The following is a 22,433-nucleotide window of genomic DNA, read 5'->3' on the forward strand; positions in this document are numbered from 1 at the left end:
TCGGGGGAGGGAAGGCCGCACACCCGATGGCCCCGCGGCCGCGCGTAAGCGGGCGTGCAGGGCGGGTCGGCGCGGGGCGTTCCGTGTCCTGCGTACGGTAGTCCCGGGCGGAGGCATGCGATAGTCCATTGCTGCTGGATCATTGCCCGATCCTGCAAATCCGTCGCGAGCCGGCACGATCGGCAAGCTTCGGCATAGCCCGGAAGTCATAATCGGACCGCCTCCCGGAATGGCTGCAACTCCCCGGAACTCCAATGCCTTCCATCGATTCCCCGAACGATCGCCCCGGTTGCGCCGCCTTGCCGGAACTCGCGCAGCGGATTGCCCGATCGACACCGGGCGACGGCGTCCACGCGACCGCGTTCCCGCCGCTCAGCCTGGTCCGCCTGAGCGGTCCCACCGCCTGCACGCCGGTCGTGTACGAGCCGCGGCTGGTGATCGTGGCGCAGGGCAGCAAGACGGCGACGCTCGCCGGCCAGACCTACGTCTACAACCCGCTCAACTACCTGGTCGTGTCGGTGACCCTGCCGGTGACGGGGCAGGTGATCGAGGCCACGCCGGACGAGCCCTACCTGTGCCTTCGCCTGGATATCGACCCGGACGACGTGGCCGCGCTCATCGCGCAGTCCGGGCTGCCGCAGCCCGCGTCGCCCGACGTCGCGCAGGGCCTTGATCTGGGCCTCTACGCGGCGCGCGTCAACGCACCGCTTATGGACGCCGTGCTTCGCCTGATGCGCCTGCTCGATACGCCGGATGACCTGCCGGTGCTCGGCGCGATGGCGCGACGCGAGATCCTCTATCGCGTCCTGACGGGAGAACTCGGCCATCGCCTGCGTGCGCTGGCGACGAAGGACACGCGCTCCAGCCGCATCGCGCGCGCCGTCGCGCGGCTGCGCGAGGACTACCTGCAACCGCTGAGCATCGACGAGCTCGCACGCACCGTGCACATGAGCACGTCCTCGTTCCACCACCAGTTCAAGGCGGTGACGACGATGTCGCCGCTGCAGTTCCAGAAACACTTGCGCCTGCACGAAGCGCGGCGGCTGATGATGGCCGGCGGCATGGAAGCGCTGTCGGCCGCGCGCCACGTCGGCTACGAAAGCCCGTCGCAGTTCAGCCGCGAATACAAGCGCCTGTTCGGCGCGCCCCCGCGATCGGAAGTTGGACGTTCGCGCGGCGTGCCGCAGGTCTAGCCTTCGTCGCGGCGGCGCCGATTAGTCATTCAAATCTGCAAAAACTCGGATCTGCGAACAGCGCTTCCCAATGGGAGCACGGCGGAAGCGCGACCCTTCTCCCGCCTGCGGGAGAAGGTGCCGGCAGGCGGATGAGGGCAGAGCACCGACGTGCCTTGGCACCGCCCCGCACGCCCGGGCTACAGTGGCCGCGTTCCCACCGGACCCGCGCACGCATGGATCGCGATGCCCTCCTGCAGCAACTCGCCCGCACGCGCACGGCATTGATCCGCACCTATGTGCTGCACGTGGTGTGGTTCGCCATCATGTGCACCGCGACCGCATTGCAGTGGCGTCAGGACGGCCTGAAGGCCTCGGTGCTGCTTACGCTGGTGACGGTTCCGCCGGTGCTGTTCTACACCGTGCGCGCACACCGGCTCTGCCGCGCGCTCGATCCGCGCGCACGAACCGTCGGCCTGGTGCCCGTGCTGGTGACGACGGTGATCCTCAGTCCGTTCGAATCCGGACTGGTGCTGCCGCTGAAGAACCTGCTCGTGGCGCGGCGCCTGCTGCGCGATGCGCAAATCAGGTCGAAGGACGCAGTGCATGTGGCCAGCAGCGAAGCGTCGATCGAAGCCCAGGGTTGATCCGAACGCCGAACCTCACGCGCACCAGTGCACGTCGAGCGGCGTGCCGTACGAGCTTTCCAGTGTCGCCAGCACGGGCCAGCGTTGCACGTCGCCGGAGGCGATCGCCTCTTCGAACACCGCGCGCTTTCGCGCACCCTGGATGAGCAGCAACCGGTGCGCGATGCGCTTCATGCCGTGCGGGGTGAGGCTGATGCGGCGCGGCCATCGCTGCGCGCCGGGGCAGCCGTGCGCGTCCACGGCGACGTAGTCGCGCGGGCTGGTTAGGACGCGCTCGGCGTTGGCCATGCCGGGGAACAGCGACGCCGTATGCCCGTCCTCGCCCATGCCGAACACCGCGACGGTCGCTTCGCGGCGCGCGTGCGCGTTGGCGGTCGCGACCGCGCCTTCGAGGTTGCGGCCGGCCTGCGTCATCGGTTCGAAGCGCGCGACGGCGGCGTGGTCGCGCAGGAATTCGTGGTGCACCAGCCACGCGTTGCTGTCGGGGTCGTCGGGCAGCAGCCAGCGCTCGTCGACGAGGCCGACGTCCACGCGCTCCCAGTCCAGCGGCGCCTGCGATAGCGCCCGGTAGACCGGCCCCGGCGTGCCGCCGCCGGAGAGCAGCAGGCGCGCACGTGGCTGGACGATCAGCTCGCGGCGCAGTTCCGCGGCGATCGACACCGCCGCCGCCCAGGTCCACACCTCGCGGTTCGCGTGTGGGCGTGGAACGTGTAGGTCGCGGCGGTTTCGGGCACCGGCTGGGGCGAGCGATCGGCCATTCGCCGGATCCTCGCACAGCCCACTTCAAGGCCACGTGTGGCGCTAGGCGACGTCCTGCGCGAGCGCGGCGGCGCCGAGCAGCCCCGGTTGCGGATGCACCACCGCCAGCGTCGGGATGCGTGCCATCACCGGCGAGAACCGGCCCTTGTACTCGAAGCGCTGGCGGAAGGCCGAATGCGCGATCGATGGCAACAGCTTCGGTACGAGGCCGCCGGTGAGGAACACGCCGTCCCATGCGCCGAGCGTCAGGACCAGGTCGCCCGCGGCCGCGCCGAACACCGCGCAGAACACGTCGATCGTGCGCAGGCTGCGTTCGTCGCCTTCCTTCGCGCGCGCGGTGATGTCCGACGGTTTCAGCGGACCCGGATCCTCGCCGGCGATGTTGCTCAGGGCGCGATGCAGGTTCACCAGGCCCTGGCCGCTGACGAGGCGTTCGTTCGACACGCGGCCGAACTCGGCCGACATCTGCACCAGGATCTCGATTTCCTCCGGCGAGTTCGGCGCGAAGCTGACGTGGCCGCCCTCGGTCTGCAGCGGGAAGTAGCGGCCGCCGCGTCGCAGCAGCCCGCCCACGCCCAGGCCCGTACCGGCACCGATGATGGCGAAGGTGCGGTCCACGGCGTCGTGGCCGCTCCAGCCGATGCCGCCGACCGGCACCACGTCCTGCGGACGCAGCAGCGAGGCGCCCATCGCCTGCGCGGCGAAATCGTTAACCAGGCGCAGCGACCCCAGGCCGAGTTGTTCGCCGGTGCGCACGGCGGAGATCACCCACGGATGGTTGGTGATGCGCGCCTCGTCGCCATCCACGCGGCCGGCCACGGCGAACACGCCGGTCGTCGCGATGGCGCCGGTCGTGTCGAGGTAATGGCGCGCGGCGTCGGCCAGCGAGGGGAAATCGGCGACGGCGAATTCGCGCACGCTGTCCATCAGCAACGGGTCGACCGCATCGCGACGCGCGAGCGCGAAGCGCGCATTGGTGCCGCCGATGTCGGCGAGCAGGGCGTGGCTGTCGGTCTGGAAGGTCTCGCTCAAGGGATCACCGCGGTGGGGTAAACGCAGAAAGGCCGCAGCGTAATGGACCGCCGCGTGCCTGTCTCCGTGGGCGATGTACCGGCGCCGGCCTGTCGCGACTGAATACGAAATCAGACCCCGCCGCGCACGTCGTTCCCAGAAGAGCGGCGGGACCCGCTGCCGTGGGAGGGAAGGGCAGCGGATCCCGTCCGCCAAACCGTGCGCGACCGTCGGGTCCGTGGCCCCATGAAGGCCGCGCGATAGGCATGAAAACGGTTACATGGCAGGATAACGAAGCCCGGCGCCATTTGCATCGCCGGAACCAACAGAATGCGAGCGCCGTCCCGCTCGACCGCAGGGACACACCCGAGGAACTCAATGGCGAAGGTCACGCTGGATCGTCTGCGCAAGGTCTATCCCAACGGCTTCGTCGGCGTGGACGACGCGACCTTCGACATCGGCGACGGCGAACTGCTGGTGCTGGTCGGCCCGTCGGGCTGCGGCAAGTCGACGCTGCTGCGCATGATCGCGGGGCTGGAAACCATCACCGCCGGCGAATTGCGCATCGGCGATCGCGTGGTCAACGACGTGGCGCCGAAGGATCGCGACATCGCGATGGTCTTCCAGAGCTACGCGCTGTATCCGCACATGACCGTGGCCGAGAACCTCGGTTTCGGCTTGAAGCTGCGCGGCGCGTCGAAGGACGACATCGCGCGCCGCGTGACCGAATCGGCGCAGATGCTCGAACTGGAATCGCTGCTGGATCGCAAGCCGGCAGCGCTGTCGGGCGGACAGCGCCAGCGCGTCGCGCTCGGCCGCGCGCTGGTGCGACAGCCGCAGGTGTTCCTGCTCGACGAACCGCTGTCGAATCTTGACGCCAAGCTGCGTGCGTCCACGCGCGTGGAGATCGCGCGCCTGCATCGCAAGCTCGGCACGACGATGATCTACGTCACGCACGACCAGGTCGAAGCGATGACGCTCGGGCAGCGCATCGTCGTGCTGGACAAGGGCCGCATCCAGCAGATCGACACGCCGATGGCGCTGTACAACCGGCCGGCGAACCTGTTCGTGGCGACGTTCCTGGGCAGCCCGAAGATGAACCTGCTCGAAGGCGAGGTCGTGCAGCGCGGAGACGATCTCGCCTTGCGGCTCGCGGACGGCGTCGAACTTCCGCTGCAGCCAGAAGCCGAGCTGCGGGCGGTCCTGCGTGGTTTTGCCGGCAAGCGGCTCACCGTCGGCCTGCGCCCGGAAGATCTCTCGCTCGCCGCACCCGGCGCGGGGCAACTGCAGGCGCGCGTGGAAACCGTCGAACCCATCGGCAACGAAGCCTTCCTCAACCTTGCCTGCGGTGGCGGCGAGCTCGTCGTCCGCCTGCCTCCGCGCAACCTGCCCGGTCCCGGCGACACGGTGTATCTGGGGCACAACCCCGAGCACATGCACTACTTCGATCCGGAGAGTGGACGCAGCCTGCGGGCGTAGGCCTCACTCGGGCTGCGCGGCCGCGCGCGCGACGTCGGCGTCGTTGACGTCTTCCGCACCGGGCGAGGTCGTCTGCTCGCCGATTTCGCGCGGTCCTGCCTGCCGCGATTCCGAATCGCCCGCCGCGCGGATCGCCCGCGCCACGCGCACGCGCGGCAGCGCATAGGGATGCGAGGCGTTGAGGAACTCGATCATCCGTTCGCGCACGGCGCAGCGCAGGTCGAACAGGTCGCCGGAATTGCGCGCGCTCACCAGCAATCGCACCTGCAGCGTCGACTGGTCCGAGTCGGTGATCTGCGCGACGCATACGCGGCCGTCCCAGCGCTCGTCGGTCTCGCAGATGTGCTGCAGCGCCTTGCGTACCTCGGCCATCGGCGTGCGGTAGTCGAGCCAAAGGAAGGCGGTGCCGAGCAGCTGCGAGGTGGTCCGCGTCCAGTTCTCGAACGGGTTCTCGATGAACCATTGCAGCGGCACCACGAGGCGGCGCTCGTCCCAGATGCGCACGACGACATACGTGCTGTCGATTTCCTCGATGCGGCCCCATTCGCCCTGCACGATGACGACGTCGTCCAGGCGGATCGGCTGTGCCACGGCGATCTGCAGCCCGGCGATGAGGTTGCCGAACACCGGCTTGGCGGCGATGCCCGCCACCAGGCCGATGATGCCGGCCGATGCGAGCAGCGTCGTGCCGATCTGGCGGATGGCAGGGAACGTCATCAGCGCGATCGAGACGCCGGCGAGGATCGCCACGCCCTGGGCGATGCGGCTGAGCACGCGCGTCTGGGTCTGGATGCGGCGGGCTTCGAGGTTGTCTGCGACCTCGACGGGGTTCTGGCGCAGGATCCGCCGTTCGATCGCGCCGATCGCCCGGACCACCAGCCACGTGAAGCACAGCAGGGTCCCGACGCCCAGCCAGTGCTGGATCCGGTCCAGCCAGTCTTCGGGAAGCGGCACGGCGCGCACCGCCACGCTCAGGAAGACGAGCGGCAGCGCGACCGCGGCGGGCAGGGCGATGATCTGCGTGATGCGAGCCCGCATCCGGGTGGCGGCGTGGGCGTCGGCCCGGCGCGACAGGGCTAGCAGGGCGCGATGGACCAGCAGGCCCAGCACCAGCGCGATCGTCAACGGCCACGCGATCGCGCCCGCCTGCTCCCAGAAACCTCGATCCATGCCCCAGCCTCGCAGCGGCGCCGTAAATGCCGCGTCGACCTGTCGGCCGTCCCACCGGGGGCGTCCACGGAGCGGCGATCCGGCCCGCAGGGCCGTCCGGCCTCGCTATACTCTTTCGTCATTCGGCATAAACGCCGATGCTTCGCTATACCGATCAAGCAGTTAGCGTAGATACGTCATCCACCTCACGAGGATGCGCGCGCGGTCCGGCGACACGCATCGAGCCCGAGAACACATCGACGCATGCGTCTGTCCACGATCAAGCTGTCCGGCTTCAAATCCTTCGTCGATCCGACCACGCTGCACCTGCCGACCAACATGACCGGCATCGTCGGTCCGAACGGCTGCGGCAAGTCCAACATCATCGACGCCGTGCGCTGGGTGATGGGCGAAAGCTCGGCCAGCCGCCTGCGTGGCGATTCGCTGACCGACGTCATCTTCGCCGGCTCCTCCGCCCGCAAGCCCGTGTCGCAGGCGATGGTCGAGCTGATCTTCGACAACTCCGACCACACCATCACCGGTGAGTACGCGGCGTTCAACGAGATCTCGGTCAAGCGCACCGTCAGCCGCGACGGCAGCAACCAGTACTACCTTAACGGCGCCAAGTGCCGCCGCCGCGACATCACCGACCTGTTCCTCGGCACCGGCCTGGGCCCGCGCAGCTACTCGATCATCGAGCAGGGCATGATCTCGCAGGTCATCGAGGCCAAGCCCGAGGAACTGCGTGTCTACCTGGAGGAAGCCGCCGGCATCTCCAAGTACAAGGAACGCCGCAAGGAAACCGAAACGCGCATCCGCCACACGCGCGAGAACCTGGACCGCCTGAACGACCTGCGCGAGGAAGTCGGCAAGCAGCTCGAACACCTCAAGCGCCAGGCGCGCCAGGCCGAGCAGTACCAGGCGATCCAGGCCGAGCGGAAGATCAAGGACGCCGAGTGGAAGGCGCTGGAACATCGCGCGCTCGATCAGAAGCTGCAGGGCCAGCGCGAGAAGCTCGCCCAGCAGGAAACGCGCCTGCAGCAGCTCATTGCCGAACAGCGCGAGGCCGAGCGAGAGATCGAAACCGGCCGCGTGAAGCGCGAGGAAGCCGCCGAGGCGCTCAACAAGGCGCAGGCCGCCAGCTACGAGGTCAGCGGCACGCTGGCGCGCATCGAACAGCAGATCCAGCACCAGCGCGAGATGGCCAACCGCCTGAACAAGGCGCGCGACGAGGCGATGACCGCGCTGGCCGAGCTGGGCCAGCACATGGGCAGCGACCAGTCCAAGCTCGACGTTTTGCGCGAAGCGGTGGCCGAAGCCGAGCCGCGCCTGGAGCAGCTGCGAGAGGAAGACGTCCTGCGCCAGGATGCGCTGCGCGAAGCCGAAGCCGCGCTGACCGACTGGCAGCAGCGCTGGGAAGCGCACAGCCGCGCGCAGGCCGAAGCCTCGCGTGCCGCCGACGTCGAACGCACGCGCATCGAGCATCTGGACCGTCAGGTCCTGGAAGCCGATCGCCGTCGCGAATCGCTCGGCAACGAACGCTCCGGCCTCGACCTGAGCGCGCTGTCGGATGCGTTCGCCGAGCTGCAGGAAAAGCACGAGACGCAGAAGTTCTCCATCGACAGCCTCACCGAGGAGTTGGAGACCCGCAAAGCCGCGCTGGCCGAACTGCAGGAACAGCAGCGTTCCACGCAGTCCGAACTGGCCGAGGCGCGCAAGCAGGCGCAGGCCGCACGTGGCCGCCTGTCGTCGCTGGAGACCCTGCAGCACGCCGCGCTGGGCCAGGAGCAGGGCGCCGCGCTGGGCTGGCTCAAGGCGCGCGGGCTCGATTCGGCCACGCGCGTGGGCGAGGCGCTCGACGTCGATGCCGGCTGGGAAAACGCGGTGGAAAGCGCGCTCGGCCAGATGATCGAAGGCGTGCTGGTCGAATCGCCGGAAACGCTGGTGGAAGCCATCGGCGAACTGGGCGAAGGCCGCCTGGCGCTGGTCGATCCGCAGAACGACGCCGTGCAGTTCGCACCGACGTCGCTTGCCTCGAAGGTGCGCGGCCCGATCGCGATCCGCCGCATCCTCGCGCGCCTGCATGCCGCCGAGGACCTCACCGCGGCGCGCGCGCTGCTGCCGACCCTGGGCGAGGGCGAATCGGTCATCACGCGCACGGGCGAACGCCTGGGCGCCGGCTGGGTCCGCGTGCTGCGCTCCGGCGCCGCACAGCAGGGCGCGTTGCTGCGCGAACGCGAGATCCAGACGCTGCGCGGCGAGATCGAAACGCTGCTCGCGCGCGAAAAGGAACTCGAATCGCTGCAGGTGCAGCTGCGCGACCGCACGCTCGCCGCCGAGCAGCAGCGCGAGGACGCGCAGCGCACGCTGTACATGGCGCATCGCAGCGTCTCGGAAATCGCCGGCCAGCTGCAGAGCCAGCAGGGCCGCCTCGACAACGCGCGTTCGCGCATCGAGAAGATCGACGCGGAACTGGCGCAGCTTGCGCAAAACCTCGAAGCCGCGCAGGACCAGGCCCGCGAGGCGCGCAACCGCCAGGAAGAGGCGGTGATGCGCATGACCGAGCTGGAAGACGCACGCCAGGCTTTGGAAGGCGAACGCCGTTCGATGACCGACGCGCGCGACCAGGCCCGCAACATCGCCCGCGAAACGCGCGACGCCGCCCACGCGCTGGCGCTCACGCTGGAATCCCAGCGCACGCAGATCGCCGCGCTGGAGCAGGCGGTCTCGCGCATGGTCGGGCAGCGCGGCCAGCTCGACACGCGGCTGGAAGAACTCTCGCTGCAACTGGCGGAGGGCGACGACCCGGTCTCGACGCTGGAAGAACAGCGGCAGGTCGCGCTCGAACAGCGCGTGCTGACCGAGCAGAACCTCACCATCGCGCGGACCACGTTGGACGGCATCGACAACGACCTGCGCCGCTTCGAACAGGTCCGCCACCAGCGCGACGACCAGGCGATCCAGCAGCGCGAGGCCATCGGCCAGCGCCGCCTGGAACAGCAGGCGCTGGTGCTCAAGGCCGAACAGCTCGCCGCGGCCGTGGTCGAGGCGGGCTTCGTGCTGGAGGACGTGGTCAACACGCTCACCGACGACATGAACCCGCAGGTGTGGGAGCGCACGGTGTCCGAACTGGACGGCAAGCTGCGCCGCCTGGAGCCGGTGAACCTCGCCGCCATCGCCGAACATGCCGAGGCCGAACAGCGCAAGGACTACCTCGACGCGCAGAACACCGACCTCACCACCGCGCTGGAAACGCTGGAAGAGGCGATCCGCAAGATCGACCGCGAAACCCGCGGCCGCTTCAAGGACACCTTCGACCGCGTCAATTCCGGCGTGCAGGAGCTGTATCCGCGCCTGTTCGGTGGCGGCCACGCGTACCTCGAACTCACCGGCGAGGACCTGCTCGACACCGGCGTGTCGATCATGGCGCGCCCGCCGGGCAAGCGCGTGTCGAACATCTCGCTGCTGTCCGGCGGCGAGAAGGCGATGACGGCCGTGGCGCTGGTGTTCGCGATCTTCCGCCTCAATCCCGCGCCGTTCTGCCTGCTCGACGAGGTCGACGCGCCGCTGGACGAAGCCAACGTCGGCCGCCTCGCGCAGATGGTCAGCGAGATGAGCGAGGCGGTACAGTTCCTCTTCGTCACCCACAACAAGGCGACGATGGAAGCCGCGCACCAGCTCTCCGGCGTGACCATGCGCGAGCCGGGTGTCAGCCGCCTGGTGTCGGTGGACCTGGCCGAGGCCTCGCGCCTGGCGGGCGTGGCGTAACAAAATCCGTGATTCGTGATTCGTGATTCGGCATTCGTGATTGCCAACCGCAAAAGCCGGCGCCGCGCGCTTTCCCGAATCACAATTCACGAATCACGAATCACGGCTTCCTAGGAGCAAACGAATGTCCGACGTGACCCTGCTGCGGATCGGCATCCTGATCGCCGGCCTGATCCTCGTCGCCGCCATCGTCTTCTTCGGCCGGCCGCGAAAGCCGGGGCAGGGCAAGCGCGTACCGCGCGAGGCGGCCGCCTCGTCCGGCGCGCCGCGCCAGGAACCGACGCTGGGCGAGCAGATCGAACGCGACCTCGCGCAGGGCGGATCCGCCGGCGGCTCGACCTCGCAGGCCGAGCTGGAACTGTTCGACCGCGCGCTCGAAGGTGGCGCCAACAGCGAGCTGGGCCGTCGCGTCAGCGAGGAATTCGACAAGATCGTGACCCTGTACCTGGCCGCGCGCGCCGGGCAGAAACTGCATGGCCCGGACATCGTCGTCGCCGCCGAGAAGGCCGGTCTGGTCTACGGCTACATGGGTGTGTTCCACCGCCTGGTCGAGAACCATCCCGATCGCGGCCCGGTGTTCAGCGTCGCCAACATCATGAAGCCCGGCAGCTTCGACATGGCGAACATCCAGTCGATGGAAACGCCGGCCATCGCGTTCTTCCTCACGCTGCCCGCGCCGGTCAACGCGCTCGACGCATGGGAAACCATGCTGCCCACCGCGCAGCGCATGGCCGAACTGCTCGACGGCGTCGTCCTGGACGAACAGCGCAACGCGCTCGGCCGCCAGCGCATCGCCCACATCCGCGACGAACTGCGTGCCTACGACCGCCAGCGCGAAGCGCCGCCGCTGACGAAGCCGGCGCGCTGGTGATTGCGAGCCTCCTCATTGCGTTCAACGCGATGACGACTTGAGCCCCTCTCCTCCGGGAGAGGGGTTGGGGTGAGGGTTGGGGCGTGAGGTGCACTGACGATCGCTCCAGCTGAAGGCCACTACGCGGCAGCGTCTTCGCCGATACGCGAGCCCAGCGATTGCTGCAAGCAAGACAGCCTAGGTCCCGGCTTTCGCCGGGATGACGGTGTCATCGAAGGATCCGCGCACCGCCGAGATGCGCTCTCGAGGCTTCCGTCCTCACATCCTCACCCGCACACTACCTACGCCCCCGCCGTGCAACGGCCGAAGGACTGCACGTGGCCAAGACCCAGACTCCCGCCGATCGCATCGCCGAACTGCGCCAGCGCATCGACGACGCCAACTATCGCTATTACGTGCTCGACGATCCGGCGATTCCCGATGCCGAGTTCGACCAGCTGCTGCGCGAACTGCAATCGCTGGAAGCCGAACATCCGGAGTTGGTGACGCCCGATTCGCCCACGCAGCGCGTCGGCATCGCGCCAAGCGGCACGTTCGCCGAAGTGCGCCATGCGATTCCGATGCTCTCGCTCGGCAATGCCTTCACCGACGAGGAAGTGGCCGATTTCGAGCGTCGCATCGAGGAAAAACTCGGTCGCCGCGCACCGAAGTTCTCGGTCGAACCCAAGCTCGATGGCCTGGCCATCAGCCTGCGTTACGAGAACGGCCGCTTCGTGCAGGGCGCCACGCGCGGCGATGGTGCGACGGGCGAGGACGTCACGGCGAACCTGCGCACGATCAAGGCGATCCCGCTGCAGATGCGCGGTTCCGGTTGGCCGGCCGTGCTGGAAGTGCGCGGCGAGGTCTACATGCCGCTGGAGGCGTTCAGGAAGTACAACGAGCGCGCGGTATCGGCAGGCGGTAAGGTCCTCGCCAACCCGCGCAACGGCGCCGCCGGTTCGCTGCGCCAGCTCGATCCGCGCATCACCGCGCAGCGCCCGCTCGCGTTCTACGCGTACGCCGTGGGCGTCGTCGAAGGTGCGGAACTGCCGCCGACGCATTCGCAGACGCTGGCTAAGCTGCGCGAGTGGGGCTTCCCGGTGAGCGGGCTCAACGACGTCGTGGCCGGCGCCGAAGGTTTGCTCGGCTACTACAGCGCCATCGGCAAGCAGCGCGAATCGCTGCCGTTCGACATCGACGGCGTCGTCTACAAGCTCGACGACTACGAAGGCCAGCGCGAAATGGGCTTCGTCTCGCGCGCGCCGCGCTGGGCCATCGCGCACAAGTTCCCGGCGCAGGAGCAATCGACGGTGCTGGAAGGCATCGACATCCAGATCGGCCGCACCGGCGCCGCGACGCCTGTTGCGCGCCTGAAACCGGTGCAGGTCGCCGGCGTCGTCGTGACCAACGCGACGCTGCACAACGCCGACCAGATCGCGCGACTGGACGTGCGCATCGGCGATACGGTCATCGTGCGTCGCGCCGGCGACGTGATTCCCGAGATCGTGCGTGTCGTGCCCGAATACCGCGATCCGCACGCACCGCAGTGGCAGATGCCCATGCAGTGCCCCGTGTGCGGTTCGGAGATCGTCCGCGAGGAAGGCGAAGCGGTGTGGCGCTGCTCGGGCGAACTCACCTGCGCCGCGCAGCGCAAGGAAGCGATCCGCCACTTCGCGTCGCGTCGCGCGATGGACATTGAAGGCCTGGGCGAGCGCTTCATCGAGGATCTGTCCGACCTCGGCTACCTCCAATCGGTCGCCGACCTGTACAAGCTCGAACTCGACGACTTGCTGGAAATGAAGCGCCGAGCCGACGAGCGCGACGGGACGACGCCGGAGACCGTCAAGTCCGGCAAGGTCGCCACGAAGTGGGCCGAAAACCTCATCGCCGCGATCGACCACAGCCGCACCACCACGCTGGAGCGCTTCCTCTACGCGCTCGGCATCCAGCATGTCGGCGAGAGCACGGCGAAGGCGCTGGCGGCGTGGTTCGGCGACATCGCGCTGATCCGCCGCCTGCCGTGGCCGCTGTTCAAGCGCGTGCCCGACGTCGGCGGCGAAGTGGCCCGCGCGATCGGGCATTTCTTCGACCAGCCCGGCAACCAGCAGGTGATCGACGACCTGCTCGCGCGCGGCGTGACCATCAACGACACGCATGCGCCCAACGCGAAGCTGCGCGACGGCCTGGATGTGGCGACGCTGCTGGTCGACCTGGAAATCCCGAAGATCACGAAGATCCGCGCCGACCAATTGGCGAGCGCGTTCCCGAACGTGCAGGCATTGCTCGACGCGCCACAGCACAACTTCGTCACCGCCGGCCTGCCGAACGACACGGCCATGTCGCTGGCCGAATGGCTGGAAGACGAGGAACACGCGCGACTGCTCGGTCGCGGCGGGGAATCACTGGCGACGCTGTTGTCGCTGACGCCCGAAGGCGAGGTCGCCGCGGCCGGTCCGCTCGACGGCCAGACCGCCGTGCTCACCGGTACCTTGTCGGCCATGAGCCGCGACGAGGCGAAGGCGAAGCTGGAAGCGCTCGGCGCGAAGGTCGCCGGCAGCGTGTCGAAGAAGACCAGTTTCGTCGTCGCGGGCGAGGCGGCCGGTTCCAAGCTCGACAAGGCGACGGAACTGGGCGTGGACATCTGGGACGAAGCGAAGCTGCTGGCGTTCCTCGCGCAGCATGGAGGCTGAGCGCGTGAGCGACTGGCAACCTTCGGCATCGTTCGACGCACTGCGGTTGCGCGCGCGGCTCAACGCGACCGTGCGTGCCTTCTTCGCTGAGCGCGGCGTGGTCGAAGTGGAAACGCCGGTGATGTCGGTGGCCGGCAATACCGACCCGAACATCGCGTCGTTCCACCTGGAATTCAGCGGCCGCACCGACGGCGCGCCGCGCACGCGCTGGCTGCGCACGTCGCCGGAATATCCGTTGAAGCGGTTGCTCGCCGCGGGCTTCGGCGATTGCTACGAACTCGGGCGCGTGTTCCGCGACGGCGAAGCGGGCGGTCGCCACAATCCGGAGTTCACCATGCTGGAGTGGTACCGGCTTGGCTGGGACCACACGCGTCTGGTCGACGAAACCACCGCGTTGGTGCAGGCCGCGCTGGCGCTGGTCGGCCGGACGGCGACGCTCTCGCGCATCGCGTACCACGAGCTGTATCGGCAGCGGCTCGGCATCGACGTTGAGACGGCTGACGACGAACAACTGCGCGCGGCGCTGGGCGAGGTCGTCATCGACCCGACGGGCCTGACGCGCGACGACTGGCTCGACCTGCTGATGACGCACCGGCTGCAGCCGTCGTTCGATCCCGACGAACTTCTGGCCGTATACGACTACCCGGCCTCGCAGTGCGCGCTGGCTCGCATCCGCCCGGGCGAAGTGCCCGTCGCAGAGCGGTTCGAGCTGTACCTTGGGCCGCTCGAGCTTGCCAACGGGTATCACGAACTGGCCGACGGGGCCGAGCAGGGCGCGCGATTCGATCGGGACCGGGAGGTGCGCCGCGGGCGTGGCGACATCGCACCGCCGCGCGACGAACGCCTGCTGGAGGCGCTGTCGGCGGGGTTCCCCGCGTGCGCCGGCGTCGCGCTGGGCATGGACCGCCTGATGATGGCGATGCTCGGCACCGGCCGCATCGCCGATGTGCTGGCCTTCGACTTCGCGCGTGCCTGAGGTCGCACTTCCAGGATCGTCCCCGTCCTTGATGCCCGTTTACGCACGGACCCGATACAGTGGCGTCTGGAAGACAGGGGTGCATGATGCGCAGCTTGGCGGTCTCGACGTTGCTTGCGGCATGTGTGGTGTTCGCGCCTGAGGCGTTCGCGCAGGAAGAGGGCGGACGTTTCTACGGCGACCGCATCCTGCGCTGCGAATCCAAGGACGGCGAGGACAACATCTGCCCGGCCGATGTGCGCGGTGGCGTCCGCCTGCTGCGCACGCTCTCGCGCACCGATTGCGACGAGAACAAGACCTGGGGCGTGAGCGCGGCGGGCGTCTGGGTGAAGGACGGTTGCCGCGCCGATTTCGTGCTCGGCTACGGCGGCACCGTCGGCAGCGGCAGCGGTTCGCGCGTGATGCGCTGCGAATCCAAGGGCAACCGCTGGACGCATTGTCCGGCTGAAACGCGGGCCGGCGTCGAACTGGTGCGCCAGCTTTCGAAGAACCCCTGCATGCGCGGCCAGAACTGGGGCGCCGATGCGCGAGGCGTGTGGGTGTCCGGCGGTTGCCGGGCCGAGTTCCGCATGATGGTCGACGTCGCCAACGAAGCGCCGCGCGAGATCGTGCGCTGCGATTCGGTCGAGAAGCGTCCGCGCCATTGCCCGATCGATACCAAGGGCGGCGTGCGCGTGTTCCGCCAGCTTTCCCGCGCCGCCTGCATCGAAGGCCGCAGCTGGGGCGTGGACGACAACGGCATCTGGGTCGAGGACGGCTGCCGCGCCGAGTTCGAGATCCACCAGAAGCCGCAACCTTCCAACGGCTGAATAACCGCGGGCGGGACCGTTCCGGTGCGGTCCCCGTTAAGCCTCGCTGGTTAGTCTGAGAAAAACTCGCATCGCACGAAGGGGGCTTCGATGTTCGCGCATTCGCTCAAGGTTCTTGGGTTCTTCTCCGTGATCGCCGCCGGCGTGCTGTCGGCGCAGGCCGCGCACGCGCAGGTCGATGCGCAGCGTTACGGTTCCGACCGGGCCGTGCGCTGCGATTCCAACGACAACCGGTTGCAGCGCTGCGCCGCCGATACGCGCGGCGGTGTGCGGCTGCTGCGGCAGGTATCGAAATCGTCCTGCGTCGAAGGCCGCAGCTGGGGCTACGACCGGACGGGAATCTGGGTCAACAACGGGTGCCGCGCCGAGTTCGCGCTCGGCGGCGGCGGTTGGGGTGGTGGTTGGGGTGGCGGCGGTGGTGGCGATGGCCGCACCGTGCGCTGCGATTCCAACGACAACCGATACCAGCAGTGCGCCATCGACGGCCGCGATGCGCGACTGGTCCGTCAGTACTCCAAGTCGGCCTGCGTCGAAGGCCGCAGCTGGGGCGTCGGTCGCGGCTTCGTGTGGGTGAACAACGGCTGCCGCGCCGAGTTCGCCGCCGGCTACGGTGGCGGGCACGGCGGCGGCTGGAATGGCGGTAACGGCGGCGGTCACGGCGGTGGCGGCTGGAACGGTGGCGGCCCCGCGCAGACGCTCTACTGCGGTTCCGACGACAACCGCCAGCGCCGCTGCAACGTCACCATCCGCCGCGACGCGCGCATGGTGCAGCAGAAGTCCAAATCCGCATGCATCGAAGGCCGCAGCTGGGGCTGGGATCGCGACGGCATCTGGGTGAGCAACGGCTGCCGCGCCGACTTCCAGGTGCGGTGAACCCTGCGACGTGGCTGGTGCGGGAAGCGGGCGCGAGGGCCCGTTTCCCGCCCTGAAACCTGCGGCCTGTAAACTCGCCGCATGAATACCACCGCCATCGATTTCGACCTCTACGACCGCATCCGTCCGATCCGCTGGACCGGGCAGGCCCTGGAACTGCTGGACCAGCGCAAGCTGCCGTTCGTGGTCGAGTACGTCACCTGCGCCGACAGCGACGCCGTCGCCGAGGCGATCCATGCGCTCACCGTCCGCGGCGCGCCGGCCATCGGCATCGCCGCAGCGTGGGGCGTGGTGCTCGCATCGCGCACGGTCGAGGCCAATGACGGCCGCGACGCCGCCGCCCGACTCGAACCGGCGCTGCAGCGCCTCAACGCCGCGCGCCCGACCGCGGTGAACCTTGCCTGGGCCTTGGCGCGCATGCGCCGTGCGCTTGCCGCCGCCGGCGCGGACTGGCGCGAGGTCCTCGAACGCGAAGCGCAGGCCATCGCGGACGAAGACCTCGCCGCCAACCGTCGCATGGGCGCGCTCGGTGCCGCGCTGATTCCGCCGGGCAGCGGCGTGCTGACCCACTGCAACACCGGCTCGCTCGCGACCGCCGGCTTCGGCACCGCGCTTGGCGTGATTCGCGCCGGCGTGGCCGAAGGCCGCATCGACAAGGTGTTTGCCGGCGAAACTCGCCCGTGGCTGCAAGGCGCGCGCCTGACGGTGTGGGAACTGCAGCAGGACGGCATCTCGCCGACGCTGATCGCCGACTCCGCCGCCTCGCACCTGATGCGCTCCGGCGACGTGCAGTGGGTGGTCGTCGGCGCCGACCGCATCTGCGCCAACGGCGACACCGCCAACAAGATCGGCACCTACCAGCTCGCGATCGCCGCGCGCCACCACGGCCTGAAGTTCATGGTGGTGGCGCCGTCGTCCACGGTCGACATGGAAACCCCGTCCGGCGATGCGATCCACATCGAGGAACGCGACCCCGGCGAGCTGTTCGCCGTCGGTGGCGTGCGCACGGCGGCCGACGAGATCGGCGCCTGGAACCCGGTGTTCGACGTCACGCCGCACGAACTGATCGACGCCATCGTGACCGAGCGCGGCGTGATCGAGCGGCCGGACGAGGCGTCGATGAAGGCGGCATTCGGCTGACATTGCCGGCTCCGCACCCGCCGGGAAGGAGCCGCAAGGAGCGGTCAACGCGACACCCTCCGCACGGCCGGTCGAGGATTCGGTGCGGCCGTCGCGCCGTGCCTGCATGCCTGTGCTGAACGATCCCGCGCAAATATCGCGGAAAACCCGCCGGATTCCCTCGCAAGTCATTGTTTCTGGCCGGGATTCGGGTGTCTCGAAACCCCGTTTCGTGCTATCATTTCCTGTCGATCCGACACCGCCCGCTGCGGACTGGAACGCCAGCCCGCAAGGGGTGTTTTGCGGCTGAAACATCGCGCTGATGGAACCTCCGGTTCGGGCGCGCGCAAACAAACAGACACGGAAACCCGATGGCCGAACTCGCCAAGGAAATCATCCCGGTAAACCTCGAAGACGAGATGCGCCGCAGCTACCTCGATTACGCGATGAGCGTGATCGTCGGGCGCGCGCTCCCGGACGCGCGCGACGGCCTCAAGCCGGTGCATCGCCGCGTGCTGTACGCGATGAACGAACTGGGCGCGCACAGCAACAAGCCGTACTACAAGTCGGCGCGTATCGTCGGCGACGTCATCGGTAAGTACCACCCGCACGGCGACACGGCCGTGTACGACACGCTGGTGCGCATGGCGCAGCCGTTCTCGCTGCGCTACATGCTGGTGGACGGGCAGGGCAACTTCGGTTCGATCGACGGCGACAACGCCGCGGCCATGCGATACACCGAGGCGCGCATGTCGCGCATCGCGCACGAGCTGATGGCCGACATCGACAAGGAAACCGTCGATTTCCAGCCCAACTACGATGAAAAGGAACTCGAGCCCACCGTCATGCCGACGCGTGTGCCGAACCTGCTGGTCAACGGTTCGGCCGGCATCGCGGTCGGCATGGCGACCAACATCCCGCCGCACAACCTGTCGGAAGTGATCGACGCGACGATCGCGCTGATCGACGAGCCGACCATCGACATCGACGGCCTGCTGCAGTACATCCCGGGTCCGGATTTCCCGACCGCCGGCATCATCAACGGCACCGCGGGCATCACCGCCGCGTACCGCACCGGTCGCGGCCGCGTGCGCATGCGTGCGCGCGCCGAAGTCGAAGTGGCCGACAACGGCCGCGAGGCGATCGTCGTCACCGAGATCCCGTACCAGGTCAACAAGGCCCGCCTGATCGAGAAGATCGCCGAGCTGGTCAAGGAAAAGAAGCTCGAAGGCATCAGCGAGCTGCGCGACGAGTCCGACAAGGACGGCATGCGCATCTACATCGAGGTCAAGCGCGGCGAATCGGCGGAGGTCGTGCTCAACAACCTCTACCAGCAGACGCAGATGGAGTCGGTGTTCGGCATCAACATGGTCGCCATCGTCGATGGCCGGCCGAAGCTGCTGAACCTGAAGGAGCTGCTGGAAGTCTTCGTCAAGCACCGCCGCGAAGTCGTCACCCGCCGCACCATCTTCGAGCTGCGCAAGGCGCGCCAGCGTGCGCACATCCTGGAAGGCCTGACGGTCGCGCTCGCCAACATCGACGAGATGATCGAGCTGATCAAGACCTCGGCGAACCCGAACGAAGCGCGCGAACGCATGCTCGCCCGCACGTGGGAGCCGGGCCTGGTCGGTGCGCTGCTCGCCGCCGCCGGCAGCGATGCGTCGCGTCCGGAAGACCTGCCCAATGGCGTCGGCCTGATCGATGGCCGTTACCAGCTCACCGAGACGCAGGCGCAGCAGATCCTGGAAATGCGCCTGCACCGCCTCACCGGCCTGGAGCAGGACAAACTCACCGACGAATACAAGCAGCTGCTGGAAACCATCCGCGGCCTGATCGAGATCCTCGAGGATCCGTCCGTGCTCCTGGAAGTGATCCGCACCGAGCTGCGCAACGTCAAGGAAGAGTTCGGCGACGCGCGCCGCAGCGAGATCCGCGCGAGCGAGGAAGACCTCGACATCCTCGACCTCATCGCGCCGGAAGACGTGGTGGTGACGCTGTCGCATTCCGGCTACGCCAAGCGCCAGCCGGTCAGCGCGTACCGCGCGCAGAAGCGCGGCGGCAAGGGGCGCAACGCGGCCTCGACGAAGGACGAGGATTTCATCGACCACCTGTGGCTGGTGAACACGCACGACACGCTGCTGACCTTCACCAGCGCCGGTCGCGTGTTCTGGCTGCCGGTACACCAGCTGCCCGACGCCGGCCCGAACGCGCGCGGCCGTCCGATCATCAACTGGATCCCGCTGGAAAACGGCGAGCAGGTGCAGGCCGTGCTGCCGGTGCGCGAGTACGAGGAAGGCCGCTACGTCTTCTTCGCCACGCGCAACGGCACGGTCAAGAAGACGCCGCTCACCGAGTTCGCCTTCCGCCTGCAGCGCGGCAAGATCGCGATCAACCTCGATGAGGGCGATGCGCTGGTCGATGTCGCGATGACCAATGGCGATTGCGACATCATGCTGTTCGCGAGCAACGGCAAGGCCGTCCGCTTCTCCGAGGACGCAGTGCGTTCGATGGGCCGTACCGCCACCGGCGTGCGCGGCATCCGCCTGGCCGAAGGCGAGGAGGGCGAGGAAGGTGACGACAACGGTGGCAGGAACACCAGCGGCGCTTACGTCGTCAGCCTCATCGTCGTCGAAGGCGATGGCGACATCCTCACCGCCAGCGAACGCGGCTACGGCAAGCGCACGGCGCTGGAGGAATACCCGCGCAAGGGCCGCGGCGGCCAGGGCGTGATCGCGCTCAAGACCACCGAGCGCAACGGCAAGCTGATCGGCGCGGTGCAGCTGTCCGACCACCACGACGTGCTGCTGATTTCCGACGGCGGCACGCTGGTGCGCACGCGCGCGGCGGAGATCTCGCAGGTCGGCCGCAATACGCAGGGCGTCACGCTGATGCGCCTGTCGGCGGAGGAAAGCCTGCAGACGATCGAACGCGTGGACGCCTCGCTCGACCAGGACGAGGAGAACGGCGGCGAAGCGTCGATCGATGGCACCTCGGCAGTCGTGGCCGATGCGTCGGCCGAGGCGTCGGGCGAAACGGATTCGCCGGCCGCGACCTGATCGATCCGACTATCGTGTCAACGAAAACGCCGCCTTCGGGCGGCGTTTTTGTTCATGGACTGGCGAGGGGAAGCCGTCAGTCAAAGGCCGTCGCGAGACCGTCGATCACCCCAGCACCCGCACCTCATCCCCGCGACGCACCACGCCCGCCGTGCGCGGAATCAGATGCCGCCCGAACGTCACGCCGGCATCGAATCGCCGGTAGCCCGTGAGCGTCTTCAAAGGCTGGCCGTCGTGCGATCGACGCCCGGTCGCCGGATCGATGTTGACGAAGTTGCAGCGCGTACAGTCCTTCGCGACGTCGAATTCCATCTCGCCGATGGCGATGCGCGTCCACGCATCCTCGGCGTGCGGTGCGTCGACATCGACGACGAAATTCGGCCGGAAGCGCGTCATCGAGACCGGCACGTCGAGCTGCGAATTGAGCCGATCCAGCGAGCCGCGGCCCAGCAGCATGATCGGGAAACTGTCCGCGTAGCCGACGATGTCGCCTTCGCGCGCGAACGCAGGATCGACCTGCCGTTGCACCTTGTCGTCCATGTAGACCAGCCGCGCGGTCGTGCCGAGATAGCGGCTGAACCATTCGCCGGCTTCGGACGACGCGAACGTGGCGGCGACCGGCTTCTTCCAGATCTCGACGACCGAATGCTCCGACGGCACGGGAATCGCGACGTCCAACGTCGGCAATCCCGGTGCGTCGAGTGTCAGGCCGCCATCGACGGGCCGTGCGCGGACGAGCGTGAGTTCGGGAAACTGGCGGCCCGTGATGAAGCGACCGTCGCCGTCGACGATCATCCAGCGGCGGTCGCCGGCCAGTCCGCGTGCTTCGACGTGCGCCTCGTCCAGCGCCAGCGGCGCGCAGGACTTGATCGGGTACAGGTACAGGTCGCTCAGCTTCATGGCGGGTCGGACGCGCGGGGACGCACCCATCGTGACCGCCGTGGCGAACGCGGTAAAGCGTCAGCGCCGCGGCAGGCGCCGCATCACTTCCGCCAGGACCACGTCGACCGGCAGCTGCGCCAGGTCCGGCACCTGCATCGCATCGAAGGCGCGCATGCGGATGCCGGTGCGTTCGACGGCGGTGTGCGAACCGAACAGGGCGAGGCCCGGCACGCCAAGCGCCGCGGCCAGGTGCGTCGGTCCGGTGTCGTTGCCCACCACGAACGACGCGTGCCGCAGCACGCCGGCGAGGGCGAACCAGTCGAGGAAGCCGCTCGGCCCGGTCAGCACATGGCAGCGCAGGCTGCGGGCCAGTTCCAGTTCGTCCGGCCCCGGCACGACCACCACCGCGTGTCCGAGTTCGACCAGGCGCCGGGCGAGTTCGGCGTGCCCTGGCCAGCGCTTGTGCACGTGCCGGGCGGCGCTGCCGGGGATCAGCACGATGTAGTCCGAAGGAACGCCGGCGGCGGCGAGAAGCCCGCTCGCATCGTCGGCCATCCAGACCGGATCGGGCGCGTCCGCGTGGCGCACCCGGATGCCCGCCTGCGCCAGCATCCACGCATAGGCCAGCCGGTCCGGAGTGCCGCTGTCCGCCGGGTTGTGTTTGCGCAGCCAGTGGGAGGGCTCGGGCATCAGGCGCCGGTACAGCGCGGTGCGGTCGCTGCCCTGCAGGTCGTAGACGCGGTCGAAGCCGCGCTCGCGCAGGGTCCGCAGCAGCGCGAGATTGCGCCCGAGCTGGAGCAGCGGCGCGCGTGGATCGGCGATCACCTCGTCCACGTGCGGGCAGCGCGACATCAGCTGCGTGTACGGCGACGAGGCGAGCAGGACGATGCGGCGGTCGCGGTGGTGTTCGCGCAGGTCGCGCAGCGCGCCGTCGGCCTGGAGCAGGTCGCCGAATGCGCCGTGACGGATGACCAGCACCGGGTTGCGGGTCCGGACGTCGCGCTCCGACGCGGCAGCCGGTCTGGCCGGCAGGTCGGGTTCGGCGATGACAGGACGCGGTACGTCGCGCGGCATGCGTCAGGTCGGGTGGGACGATGCGGCCGATGATCGCACACGCCGTGTGACAACCCCGACAGGCGCATCGACCCGTTCGGCACGACGTTCGGCCGCGAAGTTTTCGTGGCCGAAATCTA

At 68.5% G+C, this 22,433-nt stretch carries 15 protein-coding genes and 2 pseudogenes; 12 read left to right on the forward strand and 5 right to left on the reverse strand.

Annotated elements, in window-relative coordinates:
• The first annotated feature begins 254 nt into the window (after nucleotides 1–254).
• Together ABIE51_RS08850 and ABIE51_RS08855 are read left to right on the forward strand one after the other, a co-directional pair.
• Nucleotides 255–1,193 carry an AraC family transcriptional regulator gene (locus ABIE51_RS08850; RefSeq protein ID WP_115840604.1) on the forward strand — a complete coding sequence of 313 codons (939 nt, stop codon included), beginning with the start codon at nucleotides 255–257 and terminating at the stop codon, nucleotides 1,191–1,193.
• 215 nt (nucleotides 1,194–1,408) lie between these two features.
• Nucleotides 1,409–1,819, forward strand: a complete 411-nt coding sequence (locus tag ABIE51_RS08855; RefSeq protein ID WP_192630441.1) for a hypothetical protein — start codon at nucleotides 1,409–1,411, stop codon at nucleotides 1,817–1,819.
• Nucleotides 1,820–1,834: 15 nt separating this feature from the next.
• Here ABIE51_RS08855 and pgl read toward each other — a convergent pair whose 3' ends face one another.
• Entirely contained in the window at nucleotides 1,835–2,500 is a 666-nt protein-coding gene (pgl, locus tag ABIE51_RS08860; RefSeq protein ID WP_354503869.1) for a 6-phosphogluconolactonase, read from the reverse strand.
• A gap of 120 nt (nucleotides 2,501–2,620) precedes the next feature.
• Nucleotides 2,621–3,610: a glucokinase gene (glk, locus tag ABIE51_RS08865; RefSeq protein ID WP_354503871.1), complete on the reverse strand. Its 990-nt coding sequence runs from the start codon at nucleotides 3,608–3,610 to the stop codon at nucleotides 2,621–2,623.
• A 357-nt stretch (nucleotides 3,611–3,967) separates the two neighbouring features.
• Between glk and ABIE51_RS08870 the strand changes: the two genes are divergently transcribed.
• On the forward strand, nucleotides 3,968–5,068 hold the full coding sequence (locus tag ABIE51_RS08870; RefSeq protein ID WP_192630443.1) for an ABC transporter ATP-binding protein: 1,101 nt from the start codon (nucleotides 3,968–3,970) through the stop codon (nucleotides 5,066–5,068).
• Nucleotides 5,069–5,071: 3 nt separating this feature from the next.
• Here ABIE51_RS08870 and ABIE51_RS08875 read toward each other — a convergent pair whose 3' ends face one another.
• Nucleotides 5,072–6,238: a mechanosensitive ion channel family protein gene (locus ABIE51_RS08875; RefSeq protein WP_192630444.1), complete on the reverse strand. Its 1,167-nt coding sequence runs from the start codon at nucleotides 6,236–6,238 to the stop codon at nucleotides 5,072–5,074.
• Between the two features lie 243 nt (nucleotides 6,239–6,481).
• Between ABIE51_RS08875 and smc the strand changes: the two genes are divergently transcribed.
• From smc to gyrA, 9 genes and pseudogenes are all read left to right on the forward strand, one after another.
• On the forward strand, nucleotides 6,482–9,985 hold the full coding sequence (gene smc / locus ABIE51_RS08880; RefSeq protein ID WP_192630445.1) for a chromosome segregation protein SMC: 3,504 nt from the start codon (nucleotides 6,482–6,484) through the stop codon (nucleotides 9,983–9,985).
• Between the two features lie 124 nt (nucleotides 9,986–10,109).
• Nucleotides 10,110–10,856, forward strand: coding sequence for a cell division protein ZipA (zipA, locus tag ABIE51_RS08885; RefSeq protein ID WP_192630446.1), 747 nt, complete (start codon nucleotides 10,110–10,112; stop codon nucleotides 10,854–10,856).
• Between the two features lie 317 nt (nucleotides 10,857–11,173).
• Nucleotides 11,174–13,097: pseudogene (gene ligA, locus ABIE51_RS08890) on the forward strand (NAD-dependent DNA ligase LigA); the annotation flags it as partial.
• 182 nt (nucleotides 13,098–13,279) lie between these two features.
• Nucleotides 13,280–13,525 (forward strand): annotated as a pseudogene (locus ABIE51_RS19345) (BRCT domain-containing protein); the annotation flags it as partial.
• Nucleotides 13,526–13,529: 4 nt separating this feature from the next.
• Entirely contained in the window at nucleotides 13,530–14,501 is a 972-nt protein-coding gene (epmA, locus tag ABIE51_RS08895) for an EF-P lysine aminoacylase EpmA (RefSeq protein WP_502913272.1), read from the forward strand.
• 86 nt (nucleotides 14,502–14,587) lie between these two features.
• Nucleotides 14,588–15,310, forward strand: a complete 723-nt coding sequence (locus ABIE51_RS08900) for a DUF3011 domain-containing protein (RefSeq protein WP_192630449.1) — start codon at nucleotides 14,588–14,590, stop codon at nucleotides 15,308–15,310.
• 90 nt (nucleotides 15,311–15,400) lie between these two features.
• A complete protein-coding gene (locus ABIE51_RS08905) occupies nucleotides 15,401–16,183 on the forward strand; it encodes a DUF3011 domain-containing protein (RefSeq protein WP_192630450.1) in 783 nt (260 codons plus the stop codon).
• 81 nt (nucleotides 16,184–16,264) lie between these two features.
• The gene (mtnA, locus tag ABIE51_RS08910) at nucleotides 16,265–17,323 is read left to right on the forward strand and encodes an S-methyl-5-thioribose-1-phosphate isomerase (protein ID WP_192630451.1); all 1,059 of its coding nucleotides are present in this window, start codon (nucleotides 16,265–16,267) and stop codon (nucleotides 17,321–17,323) included.
• Between the two features lie 350 nt (nucleotides 17,324–17,673).
• The gene (gene gyrA / locus ABIE51_RS08915; protein WP_192630452.1) at nucleotides 17,674–20,358 is read left to right on the forward strand and encodes a DNA gyrase subunit A; all 2,685 of its coding nucleotides are present in this window, start codon (nucleotides 17,674–17,676) and stop codon (nucleotides 20,356–20,358) included.
• Between the two features lie 105 nt (nucleotides 20,359–20,463).
• Here the strand turns inward: gyrA and ABIE51_RS08920 are convergent, their stop codons facing one another.
• Both ABIE51_RS08920 and ABIE51_RS08925 read right to left on the reverse strand, forming a co-directional pair.
• Nucleotides 20,464–21,258: an MOSC domain-containing protein gene (locus ABIE51_RS08920; protein ID WP_192630453.1), complete on the reverse strand. Its 795-nt coding sequence runs from the start codon at nucleotides 21,256–21,258 to the stop codon at nucleotides 20,464–20,466.
• A gap of 60 nt (nucleotides 21,259–21,318) precedes the next feature.
• Nucleotides 21,319–22,314: a glycosyltransferase family 9 protein gene (locus tag ABIE51_RS08925; RefSeq protein WP_192630454.1), complete on the reverse strand. Its 996-nt coding sequence runs from the start codon at nucleotides 22,312–22,314 to the stop codon at nucleotides 21,319–21,321.
• Between the last annotated feature and the right edge of the window lie 119 nt (nucleotides 22,315–22,433).

The sequence above is a fragment of the Lysobacter sp. OAE881 genome (assembly GCF_040546665.1).
GTDB classification, from domain to species: Bacteria; Pseudomonadota; Gammaproteobacteria; order Xanthomonadales; family Xanthomonadaceae; genus Lysobacter_J; species Lysobacter_J soli.